A 14,927-nucleotide genomic window follows, 5' to 3' on the forward strand; every position below is an offset into this window, starting at 1 on the left:
GCGCCAGGTTTGCGAGGGTGTTGTCATCTCTGGCACGGATCATCCCAAGGGCCGCAGCTTGCAAACCGAGAGGAGCGAGGATGAACAAGCGTGTTCTGCTGATCCGGCACAATCACGGGCCCGATGACGACCGCATTGCGACCTGTCTTGCGCGGGAAGGTATCACCGCCGACACGCGCCGCCCCTTTGCCGGCGATACGCTCGACGGGAAAGTAGAGGATCTGGCCGGCGTGGTCATCTATGGCGGCCCGTATTCGGCCTATGAAACGAAATCCCATCCGTTCCTGAACGACGAATATCGGGTGATCGCCGCGGCGCTCGATGCCGATATCCCGATGCTCGGCATCTGTCAGGGCGCCCAGATGATCGCGCATCATGCGGGCGCCTGGGTGGGCCCCCTGCCCGAAGGCTGGCACGAATTCGGCTATTACAAGGTGACGCCTACCGCCGCCGGGAAAGATATCCTGCCCCGCCCCCTGCATCTCGCGCAGGCGCACTACCACACATTCGACATTCCCTCGGGCGCCGAATCGCTGGCGTCGAGCGTGCTGTTTCCCAATCAGGCCTTCCGAATGGGGCCGAAGGTTTACGGGTTTCAATTCCACGCAGAGCAGACCAAGGCGGGATTCACCCGCTGGCAGAACGACTTCGGTCCGGAAGAGGGCCGCGGCGTGCAAAGCCGGGAAGAGCAGACCCGCCTGATGCACCTGCACGATGCCGCGCAGGAGGCGTGGTTCATGGGGTTTCTGGCCCGTCTGTTTCCCAGCGACGCAGAAGATGTCTCGAATAATCCATGAAATGTCGGAGATGTCATAGTCTCAACGGCCCGCGGCGTATTGCATCCTGGGACACACGGGTTTTACCATAGCCCGGTAGACCGACCGCGGCGGGAACAGTCGAACCCGCATGACAAGGTCGGAAGGGAGACGGCGACAGGATCGGCCACCAAAGTCGGGGCGCATCGCAGACGCAACCCGCATCACCGGACCGGGGCCAAATCCTCGACACTCACGACTCAACAGAGAGGAAGACGATGACCTACACCACCCGTACCGGAAAACCCCTGCCGCAGTCGATTGTCGACTCGGCCAAGAAGGTTGGAGACGACCCGGTCAACCGCCGCGAGTTCCTGGCAATCGCCAGCGCCTTCGGCGCCACAGCAGCCACCGCTTACTCCATGCTCGGCCTCGCCGCCCCGGCCAAGGCCGCCGGCGCGCCCAAGATGGGCGGCACCGTGCGCTATCAGATGGAAGTCCGCGGTCTGAAGGACCCGCGCACCTACGACTGGAGCCAGATCGCCAACTTCTCGAATGGCTGGCTGGAATACCTGGTCTACTGGGAGAATGATGGCACCTTCTCGCCCTTCCTGCTGGAAAGCTGGGAGATCAATGACGACGCCACCGAATACACCCTGAACGTCCGCAAGGGCGTGAAGTGGAACGACGGCACCGATTTCACCGCTGAGGATGTCGCCTATAACATCAACGGCTGGTGCGAGAAGGGCCTGGAAGGCAACTCGATGGCCGGCCGCTTTGCCGTGCTGATCGACGAAGCCAGCGGCAAGGCCATCGACGGCGCCATCGAGGTGGTCGACAGCCACACCGTCAAGCTCCACCTGCCGCGCCCCGATATCACCCTGATTGCCGGGATGGCCGACTATCCAGCCTCGATCGTGCCGCAGGGATTTGACGCGGCCACGATGCTAGAAAAGCCGGTCGGCACCGGCCCCTACCTGCCCGAGAGCCTGGAAGTGGGCGTCAAGGGCGTGCTGGTCAAGAATACCAACCACACCTGGTGGAACGAGGGCAACGGCGCCTGGCTCGACCGGCTGGAATTCATCGACTACGGCACCGATCCTTCGGCCTGGGTGGCCGCGGCCGAGGCTGACGAGATCGACGTGACCTATTCGGTCGATGGCGACTATATCGACATCATGGCCTCGCTCGACGGCTGGACCCAGCACGAGATCGTCACAGCGGCAACCGTCGTGATCCGCCCGAACCAGCTGGCCGAGGTGGATGGCAAGAAGCCCTACGCTGACCCCAAGGTGCGCAAGGCGATCATGCTGGCCGTCGACAACAACGTGCTGCTCGAGCTCGGCTACGGCGGGCGCGGGCTGGTGGCCGAAAACCACCACGTCGGCCCGATGCACCCCGAATATGCCGAAGTGCCGCCGCCGGAATACGATCCGGCCAAGGCCAAGGCGCTGCTGGAAGAAGCAGGAATGGCCGATTTCGAGATGGACATCGTCTCGATCGACGATGCCTACCGCAAGGACACCACCGATGCCGTGGCCGCGCAGCTGCGCGACGCCGGCTTCAAGGTGAAGCGGACGGTGTTGCCGGGATCGACATTCTGGAACGACTGGACAAAGTATCCCTTCAGCTCGACAAACTGGAACGCTCGCCCGCTGGGTGTGCAGATCTGGGCGCTCGCCTACAAGACCGGCGAGGCCTGGAACGAATTCGGCTATTCCAACCCCGAATTCGACGCGCTGCTGGAAAAGGCTCTGGCCGTTGCCGACGTCGAAAAGCGGCGCGAACTGATGGCCCAGGGCGAAAAGATGCTGCAGGACGATGCGGTGACGATCCAGCCCTACTGGCGCGCGCTCTACAACCACACCAAGTCCAACATCGTGGGCGCCAACCACCACATTGGTTTTGTGGTCACCCCGGCCAAGATCGCCTGGACCGAGTGAACCACGCCTGATCCAAGGGAAGGGCCGCCCCGCCGGGCGGCCCTTTTTCGTGCCGCGCACTGCCTGTGCGACGATGCTGGTTTCGCGACGGCCAGGTCTGGGGCAGGATGCCGTCATCAGACACGCGGAGAACGACATGCGCAAACTTCAGACCCAGGGGGTGCATCACATCACGCTTACCGGTGCCGACCGGCAGACCTCGATCGATTTCTGGGAAGGCGTGCTGGGGATGCCCTTCGTCTTCGAACAGCCCAACCTCGACAACCAAGCCGAGGGCCATCTCTATTTCGATCCCGGCGACGGTCGGCTGATCACGATCTTTACAAACGAGGACCGCAAGCCCGACCGCCGCCGCACTCCCACCGAACCGGGATGCGTCCACCACCTGGCCTTCATGGTCAGCAAGGCGACCTTCGATCAGGCTGTCACTCGTCTGAACGAGCGCGGAATCGGGCATTCAGGCCCCAAGGACCGCGGCTTTATGGATTCGATCTATTTCAAGGATCCTCTGGGCCTGCTGATCGAACTGGCCTGCTATCGGTTCGAACCGCCGGTGGGCTGCACCCATGCCGATGTGATGATCCGTGCCCATCGAATCCGCGTGTCGCGCGGCGACAGGAATATCGAGACCGAACACCTGGCCGACGCCATCGAGGAGCTTGTGCGCGACCGCCAGTCGTCGCTTTCGGACGACCGCACGCCGCGCAACCCGTTCTAGAGCAATCCGCGCCGGATCAGATTCAGACCGGCGATCAGAAGCACGGCCAGCGTCGCCTTGCGAAAGGTGGCCTGGTCGATCTGGTGAACGAACAGCCCGCCGATCCACATGCCGAGCATCGCCGGCAGCACGAGGATCAGTGAGAACGGCAAGGTCTCGGCCCGCATCACGCCGGAGGTGAAATGCGCGCCCAGCAAGGCCACCGCCCCAAGTCCGTAGATGACGCCCTGAATGCGGAGCTGCTCCTGTTTGGGCGTGTCGAGCGCGGTCAGATACATCACCGTCGGCGGCCCCCAGACGCCCGAAAGACCGCCGATGAATCCGGCGATGGCGCCGAACAGCGCCTCGATGCGCCTATGGGACGCATCGAACCTGAGGCGCAGCCCGAACAGCTGGATCAGCGCAAAAAACGTGACTGGCACGCCCAGCGCCAGCAAAAAGGTCGATGGGGCGATGAGCCGGACCAGCTGCGCGCTGATCAGCAGACAGACCAGGCCCGCGATCAGGAACACCCGGAACTGGCGGACAGAGCCGAGCGCCGCCCGCAATCCCTGCCCCAGCGCCTGCATGCCATTTGTCACCACTGTCGGCAGGATAAGTCCGGCCAGCGCAATTTCGGGCGGCAGAAAGGTTCCCAGCCCCGACACAAGGATCATCGGCATGGCAAATCCGACCATCCCTTTCACCAGTCCCGAGAGCAAGGCGATCGCCAGTGCAAGCACCAGATGAAACGGATCGAGAAAGGGGACGAGGCTGGTCATGCGGCCCTCTTATCGGCTTTCTCGGGCGACCGGAATGGCAATCCCCCGACGCTCGGCTTTGCGTTTGCAGCGCTGGAAAAACGGGTATGCAGCCCAGTCGCACACACAAAGTGCGCAACATTAAATCCCCTGTCGGGCAGACTACGTATTTTTGTTGCGCTGCACCTGCAAAGTGAATAGGACCGGGCGACACCCGAACAGGAGCCGATTCATGCCCCATGATGGCCAGGACAGCACGATGCAACAGACTCTCCCCCTGCCCGGACTGCTGACGCTGACCGCTGCCGCGCTGGATCCGGCGGGACAGCTGCTCGAGAGCGCGCTGAACCGTGTGCGCGCCATGGTAAGCGCCGATGGCAAGGTCTCGGCCGCGCTGATCGAAACCAATCAGGGCGCCGCTCACGGCCTGTCGTGGCTGGCCACCTATGTTGAGAGCCTGCGGCAGATGCAGCGCTGGGCCGGGCAGCTCGACTCCGAAGGCAAGTTCGGCGAAACCGAACAGCTGATCCTCCAGATCGCGTTCGGCGAGTACCTGTCCCAGATGGTCGGCGGCATCCCGATGAGCCAGGGCGAAATCGTGCGCCCGCAGGATCTGGGCCTCGGCCCGGCCGATCTCGCCGGCATGGCAGCGCCCGAGGTGCAGCAGCTGATGACCCAAGGCAACAGCCAGGCCGCGCGGATGCGGCTGGCCGCGCTGCTGCAGCAACAGGCCGGCGGCATCACCTTCGGCGCGACGGGCCTTGACGAAGAACTCGAGATGATCCGCGAGCAGTTCCGCCGCTATGTCGTCGACAAGGTCGAACCCTTCGCCCACGACTGGCACCTCAAGGACGAGTTGATCCCCATGGCGGTGATCGAGGAGCTGGCCGAAATGGGTGTCTTCGGGCTGACCATTCCCGAGAACCTGGGCGGTCTGGGCCTGTCCAAAGCCTCGATGGTGGTGGTCTCGGAAGAGCTGTCGCGCGGCTATATCGGCGTCGGCTCGCTGGGGACCCGGTCGGAAATCGCGGCCGAGCTGATCCTCTGCGGCGGCACGGACGAACAGAAGGAACAGTGGCTGCCGAAGATCGCGAGCGGTGAAATCCTGCCCACGGCGGTCTTTACCGAGCCCAACACCGGTTCGGATCTCGGAAGCCTGCGCACGCGCGCGATCAAGGACGGCGACGACTATCGCGTCACCGGCAACAAGACCTGGATCACCCATGCCGCGCGTACCCATGTGATGACGCTGCTGGCGCGTACAGATCCGGAGACGACCGACCACCGCGGCCTGTCGATGTTCCTGGCCGAAAAGACGCCTGGCACAGATGCCGCTCCCTTCCCGACCGAGGGCATGACGGGCGGTGAGATCGAGGTGCTGGGCTATCGCGGCATGAAGGAATACGAGCTTGGCTTCGACAACTTCAAGGTCAAGGGCGAGAACCTGCTGGGAGGCGTCGAGGGACGCGGCTTCAAGCAGCTGATGAAAACCTTTGAAAGCGCGCGCATCCAGACCGCCGCACGTGCCATCGGCGTGACGCAGTCGGCGCTCGACATCGCGCTGCAATATGCCCAGGACCGCAAGCAGTTCGGCAAGCCGCTGATTGCCTTCCCGCGCGTGGCGGGCAAGCTTGCCATGATGGCGGTCGAGATCATGATCGCCCGCCAGTTGACCTATTTCTCGGCCTGGGAAAAGGACCACGGACGGCGCTGCGATCTTGAAGCCGGCATGGCCAAGCTGCTGGGAGCCCGGGTCGCCTGGGCGGCTGCGGACAATGGGTTGCAGATCCACGGCGGCAACGGCTTTGCGCTCGAATACAAGATTTCCCGCGTGCTTTGCGATGCCCGCATCCTGAACATCTTCGAAGGCGCCGCCGAGATACAGGCCCAGGTGATAGCGCGCCGGCTGCTCGGCTAAGATCGCGCGTTCCGCGCGATGCCTCCGGCGGGGATATTTGCGGCAAGAGGAAGCTGCAGGTCCGTTCTTTTCCTTCTGCAGCCCTGAGCCTGATCCCGGCGGCGGCAGAGTCCGCGCCCAGCGGCGCTGGCCTCCGCCAAGCGCAGGGGAACGGGGCCGCGCCCCCCCGCCTGAGGCGTTGAGACCCGCCAGGATTGCGGGCAGGATGGCGGCGACATACTAGGGAGAGGCGCATGGCTGGCGGCATCATCACCGAGGCGGAGTTCATCGACAGCGTGGCGGACGCGCTGCAATACGTCTCGTATTACCACAGCCCCGACTTCATCTCGGCGATGGCCCGCGCGCTGGATACCGAGCAGAACGAAGCTGCGCGGAACGCGATCCGCCAGATCCTGGTCAACTCGCGCATGGCGGCGACCCATCACCGGCCGATCTGTCAGGACACCGGAAGCGCCAATGTCTTCGTAGAGGTCGGCGTGCAGGCCCGCACCGACTGGACCCGGTCCCTGCAGGACATGGCCGACGAGGCGACGCGGCGCGCCTATGCCTTCGAGCGGAATCCGCTGCGCGCCTCGGTCGTGGCCGATCCGCTGGGGGCGCGGAAGAACACCGGGGACAACACGCCCTGCATGTTGCAGACCGAGCTGGTGGCTGGCAACCGGATCTCGGTGACGGTCTCTGCCAAGGGCGGCGGGTCCGAAAACAAGACCAAGTTCGCGGTGCTGAACCCGTCGGATTCTGTGGCCGACTGGGTGGTGGAGACGGTGCGCAAGCTGGGCGCCGGCTGGTGCCCGCCGGGAATGATCGGCATCGGCGTCGGCGGCAGCGTCGACAAGGCGATGGCGATGGCCAAGAAGGTGCTGAACGAGCCGGTCGACATTTTCGACCTGCAGGCTCGGGGAGCCGTGACCAGCGAAGAGAAGCTGCGGCTGGAGCTTTTCGACCGTCTGAACGCGCTTGGGATCGGCGCGCAGGGGCTGGGCGGTCTGGTCTCTGTGCTGGATGTCAAGGTGGCCTCCTTCCCAACCCATGCGGCCTCTCTGCCGGTGGCGCTGATCCCGAACTGCGCCGCCACGCGGCATGTGCATTTCACGCTTGACGGGTCCGGGCCCGCGGACCTGCCGGTGCCTGACCTCGCGCTCTGGCCCGATCTTGGCGCGGAGGGCCTGCCGACGGGGCGACGCATCGATCTGGATTCGCTGGACGATGCGCTGCTCGCCTCGCTGACCCCGGGCGAGACACTGCTGTTGTCCGGCACGCTTTACACCGGGCGCGACGCGGCGCACCGGCGGATGGTGCAGGCCATAGACGCAGGCGAGGCCCTGCCTGTCGATCTGGCCGGCAAGGCGATCTACTATGTCGGCCCTGTCGATGCGGTTGGCGACGAGGTGATCGGCCCGGCCGGGCCGACCACCGCAACGCGGATGGACAAGTTCACCGCGCCCTTGCTTGCGGCCACAGGCCTTAAGGTGATGATCGGCAAGGCAGAACGCGGGCCCGAGGCGATAGCCGCGATCCGCTTACACGGCGCGGTCTATCTGATCGCGGTGGGCGGCGCGGCCTATCTGGTATCGAAGGCAATCCGCAAGGCAGCACCGGTGGCCTATCAGGATCTCGGGATGGAAGCGATCTACGAGATCACGGTCGAGGACATGCCCGTTACCGTCGCGGTCGATACGGCAGGGAATTCGATTCACGAGATCGGCCCGCGTCGGTGGGCACGGGCCGTCTGAGGCCGTCACGCGCAAATACGGCGTTCAGGCGCCGATTTCTTCCGCCGTCTCGTCCAAGGCCAGCTTCGTACGGGCCAGGATCTCGTCCACCTCGGCCTCGGTGACAATCATCGGCGGGCAGAAAGCCAGTGCGTCGGTCATGTTGCGCGAGATGACACCATGCGCCTGCATCCGCGCCGAGGCGATCCCGCCCAGCGCGCCGGGCTTGCCGTGGGGCGCCTTGGTTGCCTTGTCGGTGACAAGCTCCAGCGCCGCGATCAGCCCGACACCGCGATGTTCGCCCACCAGCGGGTGGTCGGCCAGCTCCGCCAGGCCGGCCTGCATATGCGCACCGACGCGGCGCACGTGATCGAGCAGGTTGTCCTCTTCGATGATGCGCAGGGTTTCCAGCGCCACCGCCGCGCCCACCGGATGGCCGCCGCCGGTATAGCCGTGGCCGAAGGTGCCGATGCGATTGGATTCGTCCGCGATGGGTTCGAACACCCGGTCGTTCACCAGAAGGGCCGAAAACGGCTGATAGCTCGACGTGATCTGCTTTGACAGCGTCATCATGTCGGGCTTCATGCCAAAGGTCTCGGTTCCGAACATATTGCCGGTGCGGCCGAACCCACAGATCACCTCGTCGGCGATCAACAGGATGTCGTATTTGTCGAGCACCGCCTGGATCGCCTGCCAATATCCTTTAGGCGGCACGACAACGCCACCGCCGCCCAGCACCGGCTCGCCGATGAAGGCGGCAATGGTCTCGGGGCCTTCGGCGAGGATCAGCTCTTCCAATTCGCGCGCACGGCGGGCGACGAAATCGGCCTCGCTCTCGTCCGGCTCGGCGTCGCGCCAGTAATGCGGGCTTCCGGTATGGAGGAAGCCCGGCAACGGGAGCCCGAAGGACATGTGGTTGTAGGGCAGACCGGTCATGCTGGCCGCCGCGACGGTAACGCCGTGGTAGCCGCGCAGGCGGCTGATGATCTTCTTCTTCTCGGGCGTGCCCATCGCATGGGCGCGATACCACAGCATCTTGACCGCGGTATCATTCGCCTCGGATCCCGAGTTGGTGAAGAACGCCTTGCTCATCGGCACCGGCGCGAGGTTCACCAGCTTTTCGGCCAGATCGATGGCCGGACCGTGCGAGCGCTGCGAGAAGACGTGATAGAAGGGCAGAACCTCGAGCTGTTTCGTCGCCGCGGCCACCAGCCGCTTTTCCGAAAACCCGAGGCCGGCGCTCCACAGGCCGGACATGGCCTCGATGTAGCGGTTGCCGTGGATATCGGTGACGTAGATGCCCTCGCCGCTTTCGATCACCAGCGGGCCGTCCGACTGAAGCTTGCGGGCGTTCGTATAGGGGTGCATCAGATTGTGCGCATCGCGCGCTTCCGGGGAGTTGGGGATGTCGTCTTTCATGATGCCTCCTGACGTGCCTGCATTTTAAGCGACCCTCCGAGTGATGACGTGGTGCATGGGGCAAGTCAATGCGGCGGCCCGGAGCATCCCACAACTCATTTTGACAGCGCCCAAATCTGTGCCATCGTGCCTGCAAATGCGGGACGGGGAAGTCGAATGCACATAGCGGTGTTGGGCGGCGGCGTGGTCGGGGTGACGGCGGCCTACGAGTTGCAGAAGGACGGCCACCAGATCACCCTGATCGAGAAGAACGCAGCGGTCGGCACCGAAACGAGCTGGGGCAATGCCGGGATGATCGCGCCCGGGCATTCGTTCACCTGGTCCTCGCCCAAGGCGCCGATGATCATGCTGAAATCGCTGGTGATGCGCGACCAGTCGATCCGCTTCAAGCCGCAGGCGGATCTGCGGCAATGGCTTTGGTGCCTCAGGTTTCTCGGGCAATGCACAGCAGAGCGCTCGGCCGCGAACACCGCGCGGAAATATGCCATCGCCTCCTACTCCCAGAAGATCCTGCACGAGACCGTGCGCGACGTGGGGATGGCCTATGGCAAGGTCGACCGCGGCATCCTCTACTTCTACCGCACGCAGGAACGCTTCGATGCCGGGGCAAGGCACATGCAGATCATGGCGCGGCTTGGCCATACGATAGAGGTGCTGGATCGCGCCCAGGTGCTGGCGCTGGAACCCGCGTTGCAATCGGTGGGGGACCGCATCGCCGGCGGCATCTACTGCCCGACCGACGAGTCGGGCAGCTGCCACGCCTTCACCACCGCGCTGGCCGCCCACCTCGTGGCCAACGGCGCCGAGATCCGCACGGGCGAAAAGGTCCTGTCTCTGACGGCCTCCGGCGACCGCGTGACGTCGGTGACAACCGACAAGGGCACGCTTCAGGCCGACGCCTTCGTGATGGCCCTCGGCAACGAAAGCCCGAACCTGTCGCGCACGATCGGTGAGCCGCTGCCGATATGGCCGATCAAGGGCTATTCCCTGACGATTCCGGTGGGCAACAACCCTGCCCCGCCCACCGTCGGTTCGGTGGACGAAGAGAACCTTGTCGCGATCACCCGGTTCGACGACATGGTCCGGGTTACCGCCACGGCCGAGATCGCCGGGTATTCGACCACGCACACGTCTTCGGATTTCGCCTTCATGGGCTCTGTCGTGCGCGAGCTCTACCCCGAGGGGATGGACCACGACCGCGCGCAGATGTGGGCCGGCCTCAGGCCCATGACACCGACCAACCTGCCGGTCATCGGCCGGCGCAAACACGCGAACCTGTGGTACGATACCGGACACGGGCACATCGGCTGGACCATGTCGCATGGATCGGCCCGCATCCTGGCCGACGACGTGGCGGGCCGCACGCCCGCCCTGTCACTGGCCGCCGTCAACGACAGCTAGGAGACCGCGATGACCGAGGATTTCGTCGATGTAGGCGTTCTGCCCTGCACCCTGGACGGGGGCGTGGCCGCCCGCGCGGCCATCGGGCTGGTGGTCCTGGGCATCGACCAGACGATGGAGCTCGAGTTCCGCAGGCTGATGCCTCTGGACGGTGTCGGCCTCTATGCCACGCGCGTCTTCTGCGACAACGAGATCACGCCCGAAACCCTGCGCGCCATCGGCCCGCGCATCGCGCCGGGCACCGAACTGATCATGCCTGGCCAGCATCTGGATGTGGTGGCCTTCGGCTGCACGTCGGCCACCATGACTCTGGGCGAGGAGGCGGTGTTTGCCGAGATCCGCAAGGTCCGCCCTGGCATCGCCTGCACCACGCCGATCACCGCCGCCTTTGCCGCGTTTCAGGCAATGGGCGCGCGACGCATCGGCGTGCTGACGCCCTATGCACCCGAGGTCAACGCCATCGTGAGGCAATACCTCGACAGTCACGGCGTCAAGGTCGCAGCCTTCGGCACCTGGAACAAGGTGCTCGACCCCGAGGCCGCGCGCATCTCGCTCGACTCGGTCGAGGAAGGCGTGGCCCGGCTGGCTGCGGCGACGCCGCTCGACGCAGTCTTCGTCTCCTGCACCTCCATCCGCCTCAGCGAGCGCATCGAACAGATCGAACGCCGCGCCGGTCTGCCGGTCACCTCAAGCGACCACGCTATGGCCTGGCATTGCTTGCGGCTGGCCGGGGTGAACGATACGGTTCCCGGTGCCGGACGGCTGTTCGACCTGACGCTGGAAGGCGCGCGCGCGGCGGCCTGACGCCTGCGGACGCGGTCAATACCCGCTGTCGGGGCGCACCTTGCTGCCGTCTGTAAAGCGCGAAAAGCGGAAGTCGGAGGGATCCACAAGGGGCGCGGTGCCGGACACGAGGTCCGCCATCAGCCGCCCCGCGGCGGGACCAATGCCGAACCCGTGGCCCGAGAAACCGGTTGCAATGTGGAACCCCGGAACCGACTCGATGCCCGAGATGACCGGGATCGCATCGGGCGTCACATCGATCATCCCGGCCCAGCTTTGCACCACATCCGCCTTCTGGAAGGCGGGAAAGGCCCGGCCCAGGGCCGCCCAGCTGGCCCGCAGCGCCCGGCGCGAGGGGGCCGGATCGAGAATGCGGCAGGCCTCGAAGGCGGTCATCTCGTCCGGGCGCCAGCGCCGCGCCTGCGCCGCCTCGACGCGCCATCGGCCCGAGAGACGGAACCGCAGGCTGCGCCAGTCGTCCAGATAGGCCGGCAGGAAGGTCAGCCCCAGGCGAAAACTGTCGGGCACCAGGTCGACGACATTCTCGTCCCCCGAGGCAACGGTATAGCCACCGTCGGCCCGCTTCCGAAAAGCGAAGCCATCGGTCCAAAGCGCGGTGTCGGGACCATCGACCGGCGTGGTGCGCATCACCGTGTTCAGCACCTTGAGCTGCGGCAGGTTCAGACCGGCATTGCCGGCAAAGAGGCGCGACCAGGCGCCGCCGGCCAGCACCACGGCGCTGCAATGCACCCGGCCCTTTTCCGTGATCACACCGGCGACGCGACCGGCCGCGATGTCCAGGCTTCGCACGGCGCAGGAGGTCATCACCGTCGCGCCGAGCCTCTGCGCGGCTTCGGCGATGGCCGGAGCGGCCCATTGCGGTTCGGCCCGGCCGTCCAGCGGCGTATAAAGTGCCCCCTTGAGCCGCAGCTTGTGGCCCGGCATCAGCGCATCAAACTCGCGGCCACGCAGAATCCGGCTTTCGATGCCGTGCGGCGCAAGATGTCGGCGCCACCGGTCAAGCTTGGCCAGATAGCTTTCCGAACCTGCGCAAAAGGCGATTCCGGTGCGGCGATACCCGACCTTGCGCCCGACGCGCGCCTCGAGTTCTTCCCAGATCCGCATCGATTCGACCATCAACGGCACTTCGCGCGGATCGCGGCGCGAGATGCGGACCCAGCCCCAGTTCCGGCTCGACTGTTCCGCGCCGATCTGGCCCTTTTCGCACAACAGCACCGAGAGGCCGCGCTCGGCCAGTTCCAGCGCTGTCGAGGCACCGATGATGCCCCCGCCAATGACCACGACATCCACCCTGTCGGGCAGACGAAGATCGGATTCAAAATGGGCAAGCGTTGGGCCAGGCATGGCGCCATCTACCCACGCGGCAGGGGAGCGGTCCAGTGCCAAGGTGCAGGCGCGGCCACACTGTGGCTTTCCGGAATCGCGCAGGTTGGCGGGCCTTTCCATTCCCGGCCGGCACGACCATATCTGGCGCATGACAGATCCCTCCGCCCGCCATTTCGAAGAGATCGCCCGGCGCACCGTGGAGGCCCTTCCCGAGCCGTTTCGCAAACATGCGCGCGAGGTCGCACTGCTGGTGGCCGACTGGCCCGGCACCGACATGCTGGCCGATCTGGGCATGGAAGATCCGCGCGAGCTGACCGGCCTTTACGAAGGCATCCCCCTGACCGAGAAATCGGTCTGGGATAGCCCGATGCAGCCCGATACCGTCTGGCTGTTCCGTCATCCGATCCTTGAGGAATGGCGCGATCGCGGCAACGTCCGGCTGGACGATCTGATTGCCCACGTCGTGATCCACGAATTCGCGCATCACTTCGGCTGGTCGGATGACGATATCGCGGCAATAGACCCCTGGTGGGAATAGCGCCCTCTTGCGCGTCTCGCCACCACAGGCCGCTGGGCAGGAGTGCAGTCAGGCCATCGCTGCAATCGGCGGCTGCGCGTCTTCGGGCAGTGGACTGACATAGCCCTTTGGCCCCACGTCGGCCGACAGCGCCGCCTTGGCGCGCGCGCGCAGGTCGGCGTCAAGCATCGCATCCGCCCCCGTTGCTGCCATCACCTGAGCGGCATGGATCATCCCCTTCAGTGCCGGCTGGCTCTTGCCCTGGGCAACCATCTGCCAGGAGTGGAAGGGCGTGCCGATGGCCTGGGTCGCGCCCCAAAGCTGAACCGTAGGCACCACCCAGCTCACGTCGGCCACGTCGGTCGAACCGGATAGCGGCACCGCCCCCACGCTCGTGGGCACGATGAAATCGGCCAGCGCCTTGCGCTCGGTCTCGCGGATGCCGTGGCTGCGATAGCTGTCGCGGATATCGTCCTCGGTGAAGGTCGCCTGAAAGCGCGCGGCATAGGCACGGTCCATATCAGTGAAGGGCGGCGGGCCGAGCAGGTCCAGGTTCTTCTGCATCGCCTCGCCCAGCGGGCTATTGTAGATCAGGTTCGACACGGCGGCGAGAACGCTGTCGCTGACCTGTGTCTCGGTCATCATCGCGGCCCCGGCGGCCACCTTGCGCACCCGCTCGACCAGCGCAACCATCTCGGGTGCGGTCGCCGCGCGCACGACGTATCGCACGCGCGCCTTTGCCTGTACCACGTTCGGAGAAATGCCGCCCCCGTCCATGATCGCGTAATGGATGCGCGCCTCGTCCGGCATGTGCTCGCGCAGGTAGTTCACGCCGACGTTCATCAGTTCCATCGCGTCCAGCGCGCTGCGTCCCAGATGCGGCGAGGCGGCGGCGTGGCTGGCTCGGCCGGTAAAGGTGAAATCGATCCGGGTATTGGCCAGCGAGCTGCCGGTCATCACGCCGGGAATGCTGTCGGGGTGCCAGGAGATGGCCACGTCGACATCCTCGAACGCACCTGCGCGCACCATGAAAGCCTTTGCCGCCCCGCCCTCTTCCGCCGGGCACCCGTAATAGCGCACCCGACCCGGCGTTCCTGTCGCGGCCAGCCAGTCCTTGACCGCAACCGCGGCCAGCATCGCCGCCGATCCCAGCAGGTTATGGCCACAGCCATGCCCGTTGGCGCCGGCCTCGACCGGCATCTGCTCGAAGACATCTGCCTGTTGAGAAAGCCCGGCCAGAGCATCGTATTCACCCAGGAAGGCGATCACCGGACCGCCCTGCCCTGCCTCGCCGATCATCGCCGTGGGAATCCCCGCAACATCCCTCTGCGTGCGAAAGCCGTGATGCTCAAGCTCGGCCAGATGCAGCGCCGCCGAGGCGGTCTCGCGATAGCAGGTCTCGGGCACGGCCCAGACCTTGTCGGCCAGCAGCTTGAAACGGTCCTTGCCGGCGTCGACATAGGCCCAGAGCGGGTGTTCATTCATGGCGTTCTCCTGACTGTGCCGGCAGCCTAGACCCGGAGCGCGGGCAGTGCAAAGCCGCTTTGGCGCGCCGCCGCCGACGACGCGCCGCCCTGCGACGGAATGACCAGATCGAAGCAATCCGGCCTCCAGGCTTTGCCGTTTCGGAAGCGATGGTCTATGTGCGCGCAGCGAAACATCAGGAAACGGGAC

12 protein-coding genes are annotated in these 14,927 nt (G+C 65.3%); 8 read left to right on the forward strand and 4 right to left on the reverse strand.

Annotation, left to right across the window (positions count from 1 at the left end):
• The first annotated feature begins 80 nt into the window (after positions 1 to 80).
• From ACFO5X_RS01870 to ACFO5X_RS01880, 3 genes are all read left to right on the forward strand, one after another.
• Entirely contained in the window at positions 81 to 797 is a 717-nt protein-coding gene (locus ACFO5X_RS01870) for a glutamine amidotransferase-related protein (protein ID WP_380715345.1), read from the forward strand.
• A 236-nt stretch (positions 798 to 1,033) separates the two neighbouring features.
• Positions 1,034 to 2,698 carry an ABC transporter substrate-binding protein gene (locus tag ACFO5X_RS01875; protein WP_380715346.1) on the forward strand — a complete coding sequence of 555 codons (1,665 nt, stop codon included), beginning with the start codon at positions 1,034 to 1,036 and terminating at the stop codon, positions 2,696 to 2,698.
• A 136-nt stretch (positions 2,699 to 2,834) separates the two neighbouring features.
• On the forward strand, positions 2,835 to 3,416 hold the full coding sequence (locus ACFO5X_RS01880) for a VOC family protein (RefSeq protein ID WP_380715347.1): 582 nt from the start codon (positions 2,835 to 2,837) through the stop codon (positions 3,414 to 3,416).
• Here the strand turns inward: ACFO5X_RS01880 and ACFO5X_RS01885 are convergent.
• The gene (locus ACFO5X_RS01885; protein WP_380715349.1) at positions 3,413 to 4,177 is read right to left on the reverse strand and encodes a sulfite exporter TauE/SafE family protein; all 765 of its coding nucleotides are present in this window, start codon (positions 4,175 to 4,177) and stop codon (positions 3,413 to 3,415) included. The two genes, ACFO5X_RS01880 and ACFO5X_RS01885, sit on opposite strands and share 4 nt — an antisense overlap.
• Before the next feature lie 211 nt (positions 4,178 to 4,388).
• On the opposite strand from ACFO5X_RS01885, the gene ACFO5X_RS01890 reads away from it, so the two are divergent.
• Both ACFO5X_RS01890 and ACFO5X_RS01895 read left to right on the forward strand, forming a co-directional pair.
• On the forward strand, positions 4,389 to 6,074 hold the full coding sequence (locus tag ACFO5X_RS01890) for an acyl-CoA dehydrogenase family protein (protein ID WP_380715350.1): 1,686 nt from the start codon (positions 4,389 to 4,391) through the stop codon (positions 6,072 to 6,074).
• Positions 6,075 to 6,307: 233 nt separating this feature from the next.
• Complete coding sequence (locus ACFO5X_RS01895) at positions 6,308 to 7,807, forward strand: fumarate hydratase (protein WP_380715352.1); 1,500 nt, start codon at positions 6,308 to 6,310, stop codon at positions 7,805 to 7,807.
• Positions 7,808 to 7,831: 24 nt separating this feature from the next.
• Here ACFO5X_RS01895 and ACFO5X_RS01900 read toward each other — a convergent pair whose 3' ends face one another.
• The gene (locus tag ACFO5X_RS01900) at positions 7,832 to 9,205 is read right to left on the reverse strand and encodes an aspartate aminotransferase family protein (protein WP_380715354.1); all 1,374 of its coding nucleotides are present in this window, start codon (positions 9,203 to 9,205) and stop codon (positions 7,832 to 7,834) included.
• Between the two features lie 156 nt (positions 9,206 to 9,361).
• Between ACFO5X_RS01900 and ACFO5X_RS01905 the strand changes: the two genes are divergently transcribed.
• A complete protein-coding gene (locus ACFO5X_RS01905; protein ID WP_380715357.1) occupies positions 9,362 to 10,606 on the forward strand; it encodes a D-amino acid dehydrogenase in 1,245 nt (414 codons plus the stop codon).
• Positions 10,607 to 10,615: 9 nt separating this feature from the next.
• Entirely contained in the window at positions 10,616 to 11,410 is a 795-nt protein-coding gene (locus tag ACFO5X_RS01910) for a maleate cis-trans isomerase family protein (protein ID WP_380715358.1), read from the forward strand.
• A 15-nt stretch (positions 11,411 to 11,425) separates the two neighbouring features.
• Here the strand turns inward: ACFO5X_RS01910 and ACFO5X_RS01915 are convergent, their stop codons facing one another.
• Positions 11,426 to 12,754, reverse strand: a complete 1,329-nt coding sequence (locus ACFO5X_RS01915; protein ID WP_380715360.1) for an NAD(P)/FAD-dependent oxidoreductase — start codon at positions 12,752 to 12,754, stop codon at positions 11,426 to 11,428.
• A 130-nt stretch (positions 12,755 to 12,884) separates the two neighbouring features.
• Here ACFO5X_RS01915 and ACFO5X_RS01920 point away from each other — a divergent pair, with 130 nt between their 5' ends.
• Positions 12,885 to 13,274 carry a metallopeptidase family protein gene (locus tag ACFO5X_RS01920; RefSeq protein WP_380715362.1) on the forward strand — a complete coding sequence of 130 codons (390 nt, stop codon included), beginning with the start codon at positions 12,885 to 12,887 and terminating at the stop codon, positions 13,272 to 13,274.
• 48 nt (positions 13,275 to 13,322) lie between these two features.
• Here ACFO5X_RS01920 and ACFO5X_RS01925 read toward each other — a convergent pair whose 3' ends face one another.
• Positions 13,323 to 14,738 carry a M20 family metallopeptidase gene (locus ACFO5X_RS01925; protein ID WP_380715364.1) on the reverse strand — a complete coding sequence of 472 codons (1,416 nt, stop codon included), beginning with the start codon at positions 14,736 to 14,738 and terminating at the stop codon, positions 13,323 to 13,325.
• Positions 14,739 to 14,927: the final 189 nt, after the last annotated feature.

Source organism: Seohaeicola nanhaiensis, assembly GCF_042654245.1.
GTDB classification, from domain to species: Bacteria; Pseudomonadota; Alphaproteobacteria; order Rhodobacterales; family Rhodobacteraceae; genus Seohaeicola_A; species Seohaeicola_A nanhaiensis.